Origin of the sequence: Laedolimicola ammoniilytica (genome assembly GCF_025567165.1) — a bacterium.
GTDB lineage: Bacteria > Bacillota > Clostridia > Lachnospirales > Lachnospiraceae > Laedolimicola > Laedolimicola ammoniilytica.
In genome coordinates, this window is record NZ_JAOQKC010000007.1 from 58,553 (window position 1) to 74,084 (window position 15,532).

A 15,532-nucleotide genomic window follows, 5' to 3' on the forward strand; every position below is an offset into this window, starting at 1 on the left:
TCTGTTATGTTAGCACAGCTTTTTCAAAAGCTCATTACTCGTTCGGGTAGTCTTTTCTTTTTTTTCGCGCCAGATAGATGGTTCCCGCCAGCGCAACCACAAGGGCTGTGCCTCCCAGAAGCTGCAGCCAGGGAATCGTAAAGCTCCTTTTTTCCTCCAGCTTCAGCCCTACCAGCGCGTAATTGCTGAAATGCTTTACTTTTGCATAGGCTATCCCGTTTTCCCGCCAGGTGTCTGTCTTTGTAACCTTATTTTCTTCATTGATATATACAATCGTAACCGCAGCGTTCTGATACTTTGCCGGAATCGGAATTCCAATCTCCACTTCTCCCTCCGGCTGTACGATCTCTTCTCCCTGTACAAGCTTCATATCGTAGGACGCCAGAATCGCGTACTCCCGGCCAAAGATCTGCTGTACATTCTTCTGGGCCTCCGGCGCGTATTCCTGCTTTTCTGTCACCAGCTCCACATGCTTGGGGAAATTTTCTTCCGGACCGGATACCAGCGTCTGACAGTTTTTTTCCTTAAGCACCTTCCTGGAACCGGTATTCTCCGTCTCGTCGGTAATCCGGGCCAGGGCTGACGCATCCGTATCGTGCAGGGCTTCCTCTGCCAGACGCTCTTCCTCCGCTTTTTTCTGCTCCACGGCAGGAATGGTGTCCACCACATACTGGAAGGTCCCCACTTTAGACAGCTGCATGCTTTCCTCGTAGGCCACCGCTTTAATGGTTACGGTTCTTCGGACGGTAATTCCCTCGTCTGTATACCGGATCATACTCTCCAGATTATCCCTGGTGGGATCGGTTCCGTCTGTGGAATAATAGATCGCCGCTGACGGACTTGCGCTGGTCAGATAGACCACGGTTCCCGGCTCCAGCGTCGCTCCGGATTCCTCGGAAGCCTCCGGAGTGCCGGCCCTTCCCGCCGCGCCGTAATAAAAGGAGGCTGTCTCACTGACTTCTCCATCAGCCGCCACCGCAATGGCCTTCAGGGTCGTAGTCTTATTGATCAGAATGGGATCGCTGTACAGGTTCGAGCTCTTGGTGGGCGCGCTGCCATCTGTGGTATAGTAAATCTTCTCCGCGGAAGCCCGCAGCTCAACCCGGACTGCCACAGTCAGCTTGCCGCCTGCAGGAGTTGCCGTAGGCGCTGTGGGGCGCTCCTTAATCCGATAGATAAAGGTGCTGACCGTACCGGTCTGTCCGCCAATGGACGCCACCGCCTTTACGGTTACCGTGCTGCCCGCTTCTCCTGTAATCGTTACAACCGTACCTTTGCTTCCATGCTCCGCCGGGGAGGATCCGTCTGTCGTATAATAGATGTCTGCCCCGGTTACGTCTGTCATCAGGTTTACCTTGGATCCACCGGATACCTCTGTGCCGCTGGCCACATCGGCTGTGACCCCTGCGGCGCTCTTACTGATCTGATAGGTAAAGGTCACGGTCTCGCTGGAGGATTTGTTCTCCATCTTTGCATAGGCCCGCACGGTAACCTGGGATCCCGGTGTTCCGTCCAGTATCACCTCTGTGCCGCTGGCCACTGCCGCATTGCCTGCCGCAGCCGGATCGCTGCCGTCGGTCGTATAGTAAATCGCCGCGCCGCTCTCCGCCGACAGGGTAAGCCTGGTTCCTCTGGAAACCATAGCTCCGCTTTCAATGGACGCCGTCGGCGTTCCCAGCTGGCTGTTGGCTGTATAAGTCAGCGTTACAACCTCGCTCTTTACACTGTTTTTCACCGCAATCGCCTTGACGATAACCTTTCCCTTTACCTCGATGGGCTGGGATTCGTCAAAGACTGAGCTGGACACGGTCGGATCCGCAGGCGTACTTCCGTCTGTACTCATGGTGTAGTGAATCACCGCTCCTTCGGTCCGGTTCTTCAGAAGAATCTTCGTTCCAATCTCCACACTGCCCGACGGGATATTTCCGTAAGGACTCTGCACCGTCTCCGGATATGCGTAGACAAAGACCGCCTCTTTACTGTTTTTATATTCCTCTGCCACGGACACGGCGCGAATGGTAAAATATCCCTCTCCGTCCGTCGGCATGGTAATGCCTTTTCCGGCGTCATACCGGAGCGTGCCTGTACCCACCTCCAGGGTGCCGTCCTCTTTCCAGGACACCTCCGGCGACGAGCCGTCCGCGGTATAATAGATCGACGCGCCTTTGGTGCTAGAGGACAATAGAATCTTATCTCCCGGCGCCACTGTCGTAGGACTGCTCTCTGTGGTAGAAGGCGTCGCCGTAGGAGTAAGCGCCTGCTTCTGATCCGCTACCCGGTATATAAAGCAGACGGTTTCACTGCTCTTCATGCCTTCCTTTACCGCCCGGACGCTCACGTAGAACTGGCTTCCATAATCGCCGTCCACCAGAATTCCCTTACTGCTGTCATACGCCAGGGTTCCGGTCGCCTCGTCCACGCCTTCCGACACCTCTCCATTTTTCAGGACATAATAAAGCTTTGCGTCCGACGTCTGGGAACGGAAGGAGATATAGGTTCCCTTTTCCACCACGGCGGTTTCCACATTCTGGCCATTGGGCAGACTCTGGGTTACCAGAGCCGCCTCCGGCGCTGCCACCTGTTCCGCCTGCTTCACCTTATAGCCATATACCGTCACTGTTCCCGGATCCAGATCCTCGCCCAGAACGGCCACGCCGATATACCGCATGACCGTATTGTCTGTGCTGTTGTGGAAGACCGGTCTGTTATCGCCCTGATACTGGGCTACCTCTGCCTTGTCCACGTGATACCAGCGCTCTCCGGCCTGATAATAGCCGTCTACGCCATCTTTATCTTTCAGCGCCGTGGTATCCCCGGTAATCCGTTCCACCGTAAAGGTGGCGTCATCCAGCCGATCCCCGGTCAGGAACAGAATCTTGGAACCGCTCTGTCCTCCCAGCGTGATGGAGGTGCCCGACGGAATCTCCGTAGCGGAAGCATCGTCTGAGGAGGACGCAATCTCCACCGTCCGCGGCGACGCAGTGGGCGCTCCCTTCTGGGAGGCAAAATCATAATTGTACTCTGACACAGCGCCGTAGGAATGGCCGTTCGCTGACTTCATTCTCACATAGATATAGCAGGCTGCCCAGTTTTCCCCGTTTTCCAGCGTGATTCTGCCGCCATCATAATCCTTCCATTCCTCCGCTCCGATAGCCGCTATGGTCCGCGCCTTATCCGAAAGCAGATACTGAACCTTGGTCAGCGTTCCGGTTCCGGTTGCAGCAAAGGTCAGAAGATCTCCCTTCATCACCTTGCCGGAGGTATTCTCTTTTCCTCCTGCTGTTCCGTAATCATAGTAAATCACCGGCTTTGCAGAACTTCCTTTTTCAAGGCTCAGGGTTCCATAGGCGTACACGGTCGTGGGATAGTTTTCCTTTTCTATCCTGATATAGAGATAGTTTGTACCCTCCGTAGCCGGAAGCGGGATCTGGCTTCCACTGGCCAGGGGCTCCCATTCGCCGTTTACCTTATCCGCATCCTTTGTATATCGCAGTCCTCCTGTAGCCGTATCCTTCCAGGACGCGCTTTCTCCCAGCTCCTTATCGGACAGGAGATAGCTGTAGCTGCCGTCTGCGAGAAGATCCTCCAGCAGCAGGCTGCTGCCGGTCAGATGGCTGCTGCCCGGCTTAAAGTTCTCTGTCTGCGGACTGCCGTCCGCCGTATAATAATCGCTGCTCTTTACCGTCGGATAGGGCAGGACTTCCCTGTCCGCGCTGGTGAAAGGTTTTGTCCTCTCTATTTCCTCGTAAATCGTCTCATTCCCGCCGACAAGCGGAATCGCCTTTACCGTCGCCTTCGCGCCATCAAAATCCAGAATTGCTTTCTGTCCTGCCGCGTCGATGACCGCCCTTTTCCAGTCCTCCGCGTTCGGGTTCCCTGTGGTATTATAAATCAGCTTCAGATCCGATAAATCGATTCCGGCTGGGGACTGAAGCTTCAGCACAATGTGATCCACCAGGCTTCCTCCCGCCTCGCGTTCCACAGACCAGGAAGCCTCGCCCTGATAAAAGACCGGCTTTGTATCCGAGGAAAGATACGGATACCGGGTCGTCAGCGCTGTCCCGTCCGCGGCCGTTTCCACATAATGGTAGTAGCCGTCTGTGGCATAGACAGACTGCCTCTGATAATAGCCGCTTTTTCCCAGCTCAATCGCGCCCTCCACGCCTGTGTTCTTTGCATAATAAGTCTCGTACTGGGCGTCTCCCAGGCTCTTTCTGCCCTTATAGACAATCTGCCAGGTAAGCGCGCGGGAGGGATTCTTCTCTGCCATCACGCTTATCTTTTCATTCTTGGGAGTTCCATAGGTGAAACTGTTTTCCGCATAGACCAGCCAGCCCAGATCAAACAGGCTTTCCTGACTGTTTTTCGCCGTATAACGGGTAAAGCTCTTCCAATTTTGCCACATTGTATCCGGTTTCGCGCTCATTCCCAGCTTTACTTCTTTAACATTTACAGTTGTTCCCAGTTCGCTTTTATCGTTTACCGTTGTTACAATCACCCGATCCAGCCTTACGTTTCCTGCCCCGGATACCAGTCCGGAATGCACGGTTCTCGATCCTGTCGCCTCCGGAACCGTCAGCGAGCTGTTCATATAGAGATCCGTAATGCTTCCGCTGACGCTGCCGCCGACTCCGCCCAGCGTCATCTCCGTCTGATTTCCCGCGCTGTCAAGAATTCCCCGCAGATTCAGAGACAGGCGGCTTTCTGTGATACTTCCTGCGCTCTGTCCGGCCAGTGCCCCTGCAGTCAGATTCTGGGCTGTATAGATCGGATTGCTTTCCGTTACATTTTTGATCACGGAGTTGCCGCTTGCCACCACTTCCTTGTCATAGGCGTAGGTTACGATAGACGTCGTGCGGATCTCTGTCGCTCGGATATCCAGCGCTTCCTCATAGGAACTTGTAAGAGTGCTACTCCAAGTTACTGTTTTTTCCAGTTTAACCTTGCCGCCGGCTGCTATGAGATTACTTGTATAACTCTTATTTTTTAAAGAGCCTGCATTGATGGTATAAGCTCCTGTGGCCCAGTTGCTACCTGCGCTTATCGTCCAGTCTTTTTCTGTTAATGTGGCCGGATCGATATACAGAACGTTGCTTCCCGTATTTTCCAGGGTCAGATGGTAGGTGACGCTTCCCTCTTTCTTTATGTAGGAATTATCCGCAGACAGCGTGGCCTTCAAGGCTCCCTTTGTCTGGCTGCCGGGAGCCGCGCTGCCGCTTCCGATAATTTCGGTACGGACGTCGGCCTGAGCGGCGCATTCCATAGAACCGGAAAGCTCACGATAGGCAGTAAAGGATATTTCCAGCGGATCCAAAGAGCTGTAGGGTGCCGCTCTGTAACAGAAGTACGCTGTCGTTCCTGCAGATAGATCATAGGAAGTCCCTGCCGCCGACGCTACTGCCGACGCTGCTGCCTCCGCCGTCATTCCCCAGCCTCCGGCTTCCGATGACGTCAGTCTAAAGGGCATTCCGGTTCCTGGAGTCAGCTCTACTTTATAAACCACCGCAAGGCTTCCGTCTGCCTGTACAGCCTCCAGACCGGGCGCGCTCACTTTTATCCCGAGCTGCCGTTCCGCTATGGTCGTATTTGTCTTACTCTGTTCCTTTTTTACACTCTGAAACAGAGCTGTGGTCTCCGTGGTCGGCTGGCAGACATATTTTTTTTCTCCGTTGCTTCCCACGGTATACACGCTGAAGATGGCCCCATGGGTGGGAGCCGTACTGCCATTCACCGGATAGGACACGGTAATGGTTTTCTCTCCTGTCCCGGAAACCTGCTGCTTGGTATCTGTTCCAAGTCCTTCCACGATGTGGCCGCCCCAGTCGCTGCTTGGGGTCGCTGTCTCCACCCAGGTTGTTCCGTCCGCGGGCGCCTGTATCGTCAGCTTATATGTCAGTTTTGCAGAAGCAGAAGCAGAATCCGTAAGCTTCGGCACCGAGATGGTGAATTTTAGAGTTCCCGCCGAAACTGCCGGGGAGACTGCCTCTGCCGGGGCTTCTTCGGACAGCTGGGACTCTCCGCCCTCCCCCGGTGCGGGAGTTGGCGTCACGGTCGCATCTGCCAGCGTTACCGAGCCCGTCGCTTTTTCTGTCTCAATCGCCTGTCCGGAAGCTGTCGCCGAGGCCGAGAACTCTGCCGTAACCGTTGTTTTTTTATTTCCTGTTTTTTCCAGTGTCAGTGTCCTGCTTTCCCCCTTTGGAAGCGCTGCAAAGGTGACGGTCTGGGATCCTGTCGTTCCTCCATCTGCATTTGTCACAGTCGTCCTATAAGGAAGCTTCAGACTCACATTGGAAAGTGTCTCTGTATGATGATTTGTTATTATTACTGTAAAAACTGCCGTAGTTTCCGACGCTTCCTTCTGCTCTGCGCTAACCGTTAGCTTCAGCGCCCCTTCTGCCACTGCCGGGTTCTCTACCTCAGCTCCTGTCTTACTCGTTCCATCTGCCAGGACGGTCTTTGCCGTAACCTCTGCCGTAACCTTCTGGGACGGCGTTCCCGTATGCACTGCCGCCTGGAAGGTGAGATCTTTCTGTGTCTCTGCGCTGTGTGTTCCATGATAGGTATAGGTCACTGTCTTCGGATTCGTACTGTCTCCTATGCTGCTTATGGTAACCGTCTGCAGACTGTTTCCGTTTGCGCCGCCTCTCCAGTCTCCGGCCTCTCCGGCCGTCAGGGTTGCTTTATCAATCTCTGCGCCCGCTTCTACTGCCTGCAGGGTAACCGTACAGGTTATGGTATAGCTGCCGTCATCACCGTATACAACCTGATCGGGCGCGGACACTGTCATGGAAAGAAGCTCGCCCACCTTCGTATTATACGCCGTATCTGTGGTCGTTTTCTGTACCGGAAGCGTCACAGCAACCTTCGCTTCTTCCAGTTCTGTGGCCTCTGTTTTCTTGGCTTCTCCTACCTTGTAATAATAATAATGCGGTGTGACATTATTTTCTGATATCTGTTCCGCATGGTCCGCGCCTTTCTGACGGACGGTCATTTCCTCGCCGTCCAGAAGGATCTGGTCCAGCCGGCCCTTATCCGTCAGAGTACCGCAAATCACGCCAAAATAATCTGTGGCGGAGGCAGCCGTAGGGGTATAGGTCGTGACGCTGCTATCCAGGGCGTCGCTCTGGTAACGTTTGTATTCATTGGCGCCCGGGGTTTTCTCCGCTACCTCTTGATCCCCAACAAGCCATACGGTCGTATAATTATCAATGCTGCGATAGGCGTCCAGCTCCTCCGTTTCTTCGCTTATTTCGCTGACGATTTTGTCTTTTTCTATCGTAAGTCCCCGATCCGCACTGGTCTGCTGCTTCTGGGGACTTCCTGCTGTCATTCCCGCATAAGAGGTTCTGGTGTAGGAAGCATCCGTATCCTTCACGTCCACAACCAGCTTCTTTACGGTTCCCGATACCGTTCCGAACAGGGCTCCCTGGGATACGGAATCTGAATTTTTTTTCGTATCGTCTTTCCTTTCATCCGCCGTGCCGGTTCCGGTGCTGTCGCTGATCTGCAGCTTCTCCACCGTCACCACATGCCCGTTGCCGTCAAAAGTACCCTCAAAGGTACCTGTAGCCGCCGCTGTGATTTCTACAGCTAGATCTTTTTCCAGGCGGAAGGTCAACCCTTTTGTCCCCTGCGTGGCATTTCCAAGAGCCCGTAATTCTTCTGCTTTCTTTATCAGATAAATTTTTTCGTTATTCTCGTTTTCATACTCGAAGTCCAGCTTCCCTGCCGCTCCCAGATTGAGCTCTTCCGCCCGGGCTCCGACTCCCAGACTCAGGGCCAGCACCAGGGCTGCCCCCGCCAGGCAGACCGCGCCGCCCGCCAGGTAGCCCTTCCTTCCGTTTTTCCCATGTTGTTTCAACCATTCTTTTATTTTCATCTGCATCCGCCTCCGAAAATCGTTCTATCTGAAAGCATCCAGCAGCTCCCTCTGGGAAGCGCTGAAATTTTTGCCCTGCTTTTCGTATTCATTCCTGATGCTGTCCATCAGGTGCCGCATCTGTACCTCCGTGCCTTCCGCAGCCGCCAGAAGTGCTCCGTGAAGCGCCGCGTTCTTGATGGAAGCGCCGGACAGCTCAAAGGCCCGGGCCAGCAGCGCCGGATCCAGATCCTCGCCAAGCGGCGTCTCCTCCGGGAAGATACTCTCCCAGAGCTCCTGCCGCAGCCCTTCGTCCGGCAGTGGAAAATGCACCATATAAGAAATCCTGCGCCGGAACGCGTCGTCGAAGTTCTGCAGCAGGTTGGTGGCCAGAATGCAGACGCCGCCGTACTGCTCGATCCGCTGGAGCAGGTAGGCTGTCTCCGCGTTGGAATAGCGATCCTGGGCGTCCGACACGTCGCTTCTTCTGGTGAAAATAGCGTCCGCCTCGTCGAACAGCAGGATACACTCGCTCCGCTCCGCTTCGTCGAAGATCTGACCGATATTTTTCTGGGTTTCCCCGATATATTTGCTGATCAGCTGAGACAGATCCACCCGGTACAGAGGAAGTCCCAGCTCTGCGGCCAGTACCTGGGCCGCCATGGTTTTGCCGGTTCCCGGCGCGCCGTAAAACAGCACCGAGATCCCATTGCCGTAAGAAAATTTCTGTCCAAAGCCCCACTGCTCCAGAACGCGCCCCCGGGCGCTGATCATTCTGCAGATCTCCCTAAGCTTCCCATACTGGGCAGCCGGAAGCTTCAGCTCCGAAAAGCTCCGGTTGGCCGGAAGGAGCTGAAGCCGTCCGCCCTCCACAGGCGGCAGAAGCTTCCGGGCGTCCGTCGGGCCAAGCAGAAGCTCCGCCCGGAGACTGTAAAGATACTTAAGATACGCGCCGGTGGGCAGCTGCCGTCCGGTCAGTGTTTCCTCCGTCATACCCTCCGGGAGCCGGCCAAGGCAGCCCCCCAGCACCTCCCGGGCCATCTGAAGCTTCCCGCTCCGGTCGGGCTTTTCCAGGAACCGCGTGATCACTCCGGCTCTTCCGTCTTCCCGAAGCGTCCGGCTGCTCTCCCGAATCAGTCCATAAAAGGAAAATTTTTCCTCCGTCCAGGTGAGAAGCCGTCCACGCTCCTCTTTTCCCAGACGGATGCAGAAAAACGCATTGTACAGGCGGGCGCAGAGCACGCAGGCGTTCTGTTCCTCCGCCGTGGCCCGGAAGCAGTCTCCCTCGGCCAGGAGTAAGGTCAGCCCCTGCCGGAGCGCAATCCGCTCCATGGCAAATTCCCGGCCGCTGCCAGACTCGCCCGCCAGACAGAGGCAGAAAGGCTCCTGCAGGTCGGCCAGCCGGAAGATGGCGTCGCTCTCCTGAAGAAGGGCATCCAGCCCGTAAGCGGTCTCCTCCTCCGGGAGCCGCAGGCTCAAGCCCTCGGGAAGCTCCGGGATCTCGCCCTCCAGCCACCCGGTCAGCACCGGCGACAGACGTATCCCCTCCTCCCGCTGCACATACCAGATGGAAAGTCCGTTCTCCATCCCAACCGCAAGCTCCTCCTGGAGCTGCAGAAATTCCTTTTCCGACAGGGTCTCCTTCCGGCTTCCCAGACCCCAGAGCACCGCGATCAGCTGTTCCTCTTCTCCGCTCCAGTTAAGGCGCGCCGCCGCCTCTGCCCAGGGGAAAAAGCTGTCCGTATCCTCCGCTTCCCTGCGTGCCGTCCGGATCGCCTTCGAAAGATCCTCTGCCTTTTCCGCCCCCCGGCTCCTTGCATATTCTCTGCCTGCGTTTTTCAGGCGCTGATTCAGCATCTGTGTATATCTCATCCGTTCTCCCGTCTGCTCTTCATCTCATCGTTGGCTTTTCTCAGGGCTCCAAGGGCTATATCGTAGCCGGTGCCCATCTCCAGAATGGCGTCGGCCACCAGCCCCTCGTCAAAAGGCTCCTCCGGCATGCCGGACACCATGATGCGGTACTGGACGCCCTCGGTCTCCTGGCCGTCCACCGGCCCCAGGAAGAAGCAGCCCAGCCGTACCCTGCGGTTCAGCTCATTGAGCATGCTTAAGATCTCTACCCTGTTAAGCTCCGATACATCCTCCTCTATCTGGCTGTAAAACATCAGATAATGGGACAGGCGCTCTTCCTCCTCGTCCAGCTCCACCAGATAACCCACCGCCAGATGAAGCTCTTCCTCTGTCAGCTCATGATCCTCCGGAAATTCTTCCGCTGTGGGCAGGGATACCAGAAGTACCGTATCGTCAAAGAGCTTTCCCTTGTCGGCTACCTCTGCCGCAATCTCTGCCTGCGCAAGAAATTCCCTGATCCGTTCAAATTCTGTCCTTTTTTTCTCCTGTGTCAGCATACTGCCCCTCCTAATCCGGCTGTCCGAACGCGGACGCGATATTTTGCTTCAGCTCTGTCCGATCCTTGCTTCCAATCAGCTCTGTCATCGTGGCGTCCAGGCCGCTCCGCAGGATTCCATGCAGATGATCCACATTTTTTCCCTGTCTGGCCAGCTGATGGGCCTCCACCTGATCGAGACCTCTGTCGTCCTTGAAGCCTCCGGCTGTGGCGTCCCATACGGCCGAGGTTCCCACCTCATGCATCCGCTCAATCAGGGAGATTGCCATATCCTCCCGGGTGGTCGCCTTGTTGTCCGACGTTCCGGCCATATACCGGATACTTTTATAGATGAGAGAACCGCCGCCCCGGGCCAGCTCATAGCTTCCCTCCGCGATTCCGGTGGCCATGCCCGCCGTATAGAGCCCGGCTCCCGCCATAACTCCTACGCCGGTGGCTGAGGCGATCTCTCCTGCCAGCTTCAGGCCGTTGGCTACCACATTGGTGCCGCCTGTAATAACGCTTTCCACATTGTGGAGCAGCGCCTTTCTCATCTTCTTTTCTGCCTTATCCGCTTCCCGGTACTGCTCCATGGTCTCCATGGCCTCCAGCTCCCGCTTCTGGGTCTTCAGACGGATCCGCTCCTCTGGGGAAATGCTTCCCTGACCGTGGATCTTCTCGTCCAGTGCCTGAATTCTCGCGCCTACGCCATACTGGGCCTCCCGGTAAATGGTATCGTTGCGGGAACGTAAGGAAGCCGCCTTTACGATGCGGATCTTACCGCCCACGCTGTCGTCGCCCTGATTTTCTTTGGCAATTTTTCCCAACAGATTCCGGCGCTGCTTATCGATGGCGCTGGACTTATTTCTTACGGTGTAAGCCTGGGCTGCGGTCGTATCCCCGCTCTTCTCGTATTTCGTTTTCTTATCCACCATGTTCTGGTAAAGCATTTTACAGCGCTTTCGCATATTGTGGTGGAAGATGGAATTGGCCACCACATCGGTCACGTCCGCCAGCACAGCGGCTGAGTTGCTTACGATACCCAGAATGGAATTGTAGAAAGGAATCATTTTCGTGGCGGGACCAAAGACCGTTCCAAAGCCGTTGATGATCTCTACGATGTCATGTAACAGCCCCCGGACCACCTGGAAGCGTTCCTGCTTGTCCAGCGTAATCTCCGTTTTATTATCTTTTTCATTTTTGATCGCGCCTACGATGGTAATTCCCGTTTTTACACACTTGAGTATCGTAGATACGCCGCTGAATACGGCTCCGGTGATCCCGGCTCCTCCGGTATCCGCATCCGTCATGTCCTTCATGACCTTCTCCATCTCCTGGATATCGCTGGAATCACCGCCGACGCCGCTGGAACCGGCTCCCACATCCATCGTTCCCGTCAGCTTGTCGTATACGGTATTCAGACCGGTCTTCCAGTCGGAAAAAGCGTCCTTCACGGCTTCCCAGACTGCCCCCGGCAGATTCTTAAATTTATTTTTCGCAATCTTCCCTCTGGACTCCTTCAGCTTCTCTTCCTGATTCAGATCCGTCCCGGCGGCAGCCGCTTCTCCCTCCGGTTTGAATTTCCGACCGTCGGTCATAGTCTGCTCCTTACGGATCAGGGTCTCCAGAGGCGTCTTCCTCTCCTTGCGAATGGTTTCTTTATGGCCCTCCTGCTTCTCCGCCCTGCTGATCCGCTCGTCCGCCGCCTTCAGGGAAGCGTTCAGGGCGTCCGTCAGAATCTGGGCGTGGGGACTGTTGCCCATGCCCTGCACCAGCTGTTCCCGCATAGCCGCCAAATTCTGATATCCCTTTCGGTCTCCCGCGCCCTGCATCCGCTCCAGCATCTGGATATAATTTCTCGTATATCCCATAGACTGCTGCGCCTGGGCCTCCTGCTGCCGCTTTTTCTCTTCCTCCGCCGCCTGTCTGGCCTGACCTGCCGCCAGCCGGGCCGCTTCCTTTTTCGCCGTCTTTTTCGCTTTCCGTTCCTGATACCAGTCGCCTAATCCCATACTCTATACCTCCTCCATCAGATAATAATAGCCTCCGAAATCACTGGCCAGCAGCGTCTTTCCTGTCTTGGCCATCTCCCTTTTTACGCCGGTCAGCACATGGCGCATTCCCACCGGCACGCCCTCGCCGGCTGCCAGGAAAGCCGCGGCCACCGCCACATTTTTAATCTGGCTGCCGGAAAATTTGAATTCCTCCGCCAGATATCCGTAGTCCAGATCCTCCCGGGGCGTATCCGCCGGAAATACCCGTTCCCAGATTTCCCTTCTTCTCGGTACGTCCGTAAAGGGAAATTCAATAATAAACTTAAATCTCCGCAGGAATGCATTGTCGAAATTCTGCAGGAAGTTCGTGGCCAGAATGATAATGCCCTCGTACTCCTCTATTTTCTGCAGCAGGTAGGCGGTTCCTGCATTGGCGTATTTGTCGTTGGAGTCCTTCTGATCCGTCCGCTTGCCAAACAGTACGTCTGCCTCGTCGAAAAACAGAATGCTCTGGCTCTTTTTTGCCTGCTCGAAAACATTGCCCAGCTTTTTCTCCGATTCACCCACATATTTGGACATGACCCCGGCCATATCCACCTTGTAAAGCTCCATGGCCAGCTCCCCGGCGATGACCTGGGCTCCCATGGTCTTGCCGGTTCCAGGCGGCCCGTAGAAAATCATAGACACGCCTCTTCCATAGGCCAGCTTCTGTTCAAAGCCCCAGCGATGATACACCTGATGATGAAGCCGCACCTGATCGCAGGCGTCCCGAAGCAGCTTTTTCTGGGGATCCGGCAGCACCAGATCCTCCCAGCGGTAATGCACCGGAATCCGCACCGCGTCCTTCCCCAGCTTATGCTCCAGCTGAGCCCGGCAGGCCTCCAGCAGATACCGCTCATCTGGCCCGCTCTGCTCCAGCAGCAGCCGATCCTCGTATTCCTGCACGCTCTGCCGGATATGTCCGGCCGGAAGCCGGTACTTATCCGCCAGATACTCCAGATTGAGACCCTCCGGGAAAAGTTCTTCCCCCAGGAACCGCTTCCAGAGCAGGATCCGCTCCTCCGTGGTATTTTCCGGAATCCGGACCTTTCGAATCAACCGTTCACAGCGAATCTTCCGATCCCACTCGCTTCCTCCGGTCAGGAACAGCACGCCCTGCCAGGTGCGAAGTCCCCAGAGGATCTGTTCCACCCGCTCCCAGGATACCCGCCCGGTCTCCGGATCTCCCTCCAGATCGCAGACGCACAGGGCGCTGCCGCCCTGGAGAATGGCTTCCCGCATAATCCGCCGGAGCATTTTCTGAAGGCTCTCTCCCTCCTCCGGCAGCTTTCCGCTGTCCACATAGAGAATGGGCAAGCCCTTCCGCCTGCAGAGAGCTCCGGCCTGAAGCTTCTTGCCGGAACCATTTTCCCCTTCCAGGTAAAAGCTGCGGGCCCCGCTGTCGTAGAGAGCCTCCAGCCCGTCCGTCAGCTTCTTCTGAATCAGCGGCTCCCGCATGTCCTCCTCCCCGCCGGTTCTTACGATACCGCCCAGGGCCGGATCCTCCTGCTCAAAATTCTGAAGGTAGCTCAGAATCCGGAAATCCAGCTTCAAGCGGAATTCCTGAAAGCCCTCCGGGACAGGAATTCCCCCTCCCAGGCTCGTGTCCTCCATTCCCTCAAAGAGAAGTCCCAGTTTTTCCCAGTCCTGCAGACATTCCTGGTACAGGAACCGCTGCTCCTCCTCCTTCTCCGTATACAGCCGGAGACACAGGCTTAAGCTCGGTACCCGGACGCCGTTCTGCTCGTTCAGGTATCCGATTGCCAGTCCCAGTCCGTGATCCAGCTCGCAGGCCAGGGAGAGGGCCGTCAGAAAGCCTTCGAACTCTGTCAGCTTCAGCGCATGGAACAGATATTCCATCACAATCATGCCGCCGCTGCGCATAGTCTCCCGGCCCCGCTCCCGGATGTCCGCAAGCGCTGCGCGCAAAAGCTCCGGGTCGTAGTTTTCCTCCCCGGCAGACGCCGGAAGCTCTGGCTTCAGCTCCTGCAGGAGCTCTGCCCGGGTAATCAGCACGCCGCCGTTCTTCCGGAGCATTCCGTTCTCTGAAGCTTTCACATGGGTCAGCGCATAGGAAGCCAATAGCTCTCTGGCCCACCCGGTCAGCGCCTGATAGTATTCCTGCTCATTTTGGAATATCCCTGTCCTTATCCCGCTCATTCGTCCTCATCCTCCGGGCGTTCTGCGTCGCCCTCAGTCTCTGCCTGTACTTCGCCAAGCGTCTTTTTCCGCTCCCGGTAATAGCTTTCGATATCCTTTTTCTGGAAATCATACGCGTAATTCATTTTCCGGAGAAAGGTCCGGGCAGACGCATCCTTCTTTATCAGAATGGCCTCCAGAAGATTTTTCTCGTACATACCCCGGGTATCTTCCCTCCGAAGCTCTCTGATCTCCTGTTCCCGTTCCTGAAGTTTTTCCCTGTCTTCCTCTGCCGCCTGACGCCCGGATTCCAGACGAAGCTGCCGTATCTGCTTTTCCAGCTCTTTTTTCCTGCTTTTTCTCTTTTCCAGCGCCTTCTTTTCTTCCTCTTTCACGAAGAAGGGCAGGGTCTTCTGTAAGCTTTCCATATTCTCCCGTCCCAGGTAGGAAGCGACGGAGCGCCTGGTCCAAGGCTTATTCTCGCGCTTTTCGATAAGAACGGAAGCACCCTCCCAGTAACGGGACACGTAGGCCCGGTTTTCATTATTTCCCTTTAAAAGGGTCTTCTGCTGATATTCCTTCAGTTCCTTCTGATAGCGGCTCGCCACCGTATCATAGCGGGATGTCTTCAAATTGGCAAACAGGAATACCCTCTCCCGGTTGGGATTGTAGCCCAGCTGCAGTCTGCCGAAGAGATTCTCCTGCTTCATCAGCCGGTCGCAGCCCAGCATCTGCCCTTGCATCCGGCTCTGATAGTAGCCCTCAATTTTTTTATGCTCACCAAAATACTCCGTCTGCACATGGCTGGCCGCCGTCAGCCGATCCATGGTCTCACGGAAATGCTCCAGCTGCTTTTCCGCCCGTTCCGCCTCTTGCTTCATTCTCTCACCTCCGGACAAACTATGACTACTCTATCATAAATTTTCCCATAAAAAAGCAGGAAGCGCACTGCCCAAACGGGTAGTCCTTCCTGCTTTTCTATTTATGTAATAGGAAATTCCTCTGGAATCCCCTATTACATAAAAAACCTCCGGGGGATCGCACTGCGGCGGAGAGGTAGTATGTCGTTTACGCGACCCGCCGCAGGCGGAGAATCCTGCTTCGCAGGATTCTTTC

The 15,532-nt window shown here is 55.6% G+C and carries 6 protein-coding genes; all 6 read right to left on the reverse strand.

Features of this window, described 5'->3' with window-relative positions:
* Positions 1–34: 34 nt before the first annotated feature.
* The 6 genes from OCV63_RS06795 to OCV63_RS06820 are packed head-to-tail and all read right to left on the reverse strand — an operon-like array spanning position 35 to position 15,297.
* The gene (locus tag OCV63_RS06795) at positions 35–7,879 is read right to left on the reverse strand and encodes an FN3 associated domain-containing protein (RefSeq protein WP_262670682.1); all 7,845 of its coding nucleotides are present in this window, start codon (positions 7,877–7,879) and stop codon (positions 35–37) included.
* Positions 7,880–7,903: 24 nt separating this feature from the next.
* Positions 7,904–9,730, reverse strand: a complete 1,827-nt coding sequence (locus OCV63_RS06800) for an ATP-binding protein (protein ID WP_158363034.1) — start codon at positions 9,728–9,730, stop codon at positions 7,904–7,906.
* A complete protein-coding gene (locus OCV63_RS06805; protein ID WP_158363036.1) occupies positions 9,727–10,266 on the reverse strand; it encodes a hypothetical protein in 540 nt (179 codons plus the stop codon). The genes OCV63_RS06800 and OCV63_RS06805 overlap by 4 nt, the downstream gene beginning before the upstream one ends.
* A gap of 10 nt (positions 10,267–10,276) precedes the next feature.
* Complete coding sequence (locus OCV63_RS06810; RefSeq protein WP_158363038.1) at positions 10,277–12,256, reverse strand: hypothetical protein; 1,980 nt, start codon at positions 12,254–12,256, stop codon at positions 10,277–10,279.
* A gap of 3 nt (positions 12,257–12,259) precedes the next feature.
* Positions 12,260–14,437, reverse strand: a complete 2,178-nt coding sequence (locus tag OCV63_RS06815; protein WP_158363040.1) for an ATP-binding protein — start codon at positions 14,435–14,437, stop codon at positions 12,260–12,262.
* Positions 14,434–15,297 (reverse strand): hypothetical protein, encoded by an 864-nt coding sequence (locus OCV63_RS06820; protein ID WP_158363042.1) that lies wholly within the window; start codon positions 15,295–15,297, stop codon positions 14,434–14,436. Before OCV63_RS06820 ends, OCV63_RS06815 begins: the two co-directional genes overlap by 4 nt.
* Positions 15,298–15,532 lie beyond the last annotated feature (235 nt).

What these genes read in the sequence shown, in the direction of transcription:
- OCV63_RS06805 (WP_158363036.1), bottom strand. Translation starts at nt 10,266, where the DNA reads ATGCTGACACAGGAGAAAAAAAGGACAGAATTTGAACGGATCAGGGAA.
- OCV63_RS06810 (WP_158363038.1), bottom strand. Translation starts at nt 12,256, where the DNA reads ATGGGATTAGGCGACTGGTATCAGGAACGGAAAGCGAAAAAGACGGCG.
- OCV63_RS06820 (WP_158363042.1), bottom strand. Translation starts at nt 15,297, where the DNA reads ATGAAGCAAGAGGCGGAACGGGCGGAAAAGCAGCTGGAGCATTTCCGT.
- OCV63_RS06800 (WP_158363034.1), bottom strand. Translation starts at nt 9,730, where the DNA reads ATGAGATATACACAGATGCTGAATCAGCGCCTGAAAAACGCAGGCAGA.
- OCV63_RS06815 (WP_158363040.1), bottom strand. Translation starts at nt 14,437, where the DNA reads ATGAGCGGGATAAGGACAGGGATATTCCAAAATGAGCAGGAATACTAT.
- OCV63_RS06795 (WP_262670682.1), bottom strand. Translation starts at nt 7,879, where the DNA reads ATGAAAATAAAAGAATGGTTGAAACAACATGGGAAAAACGGAAGGAAG.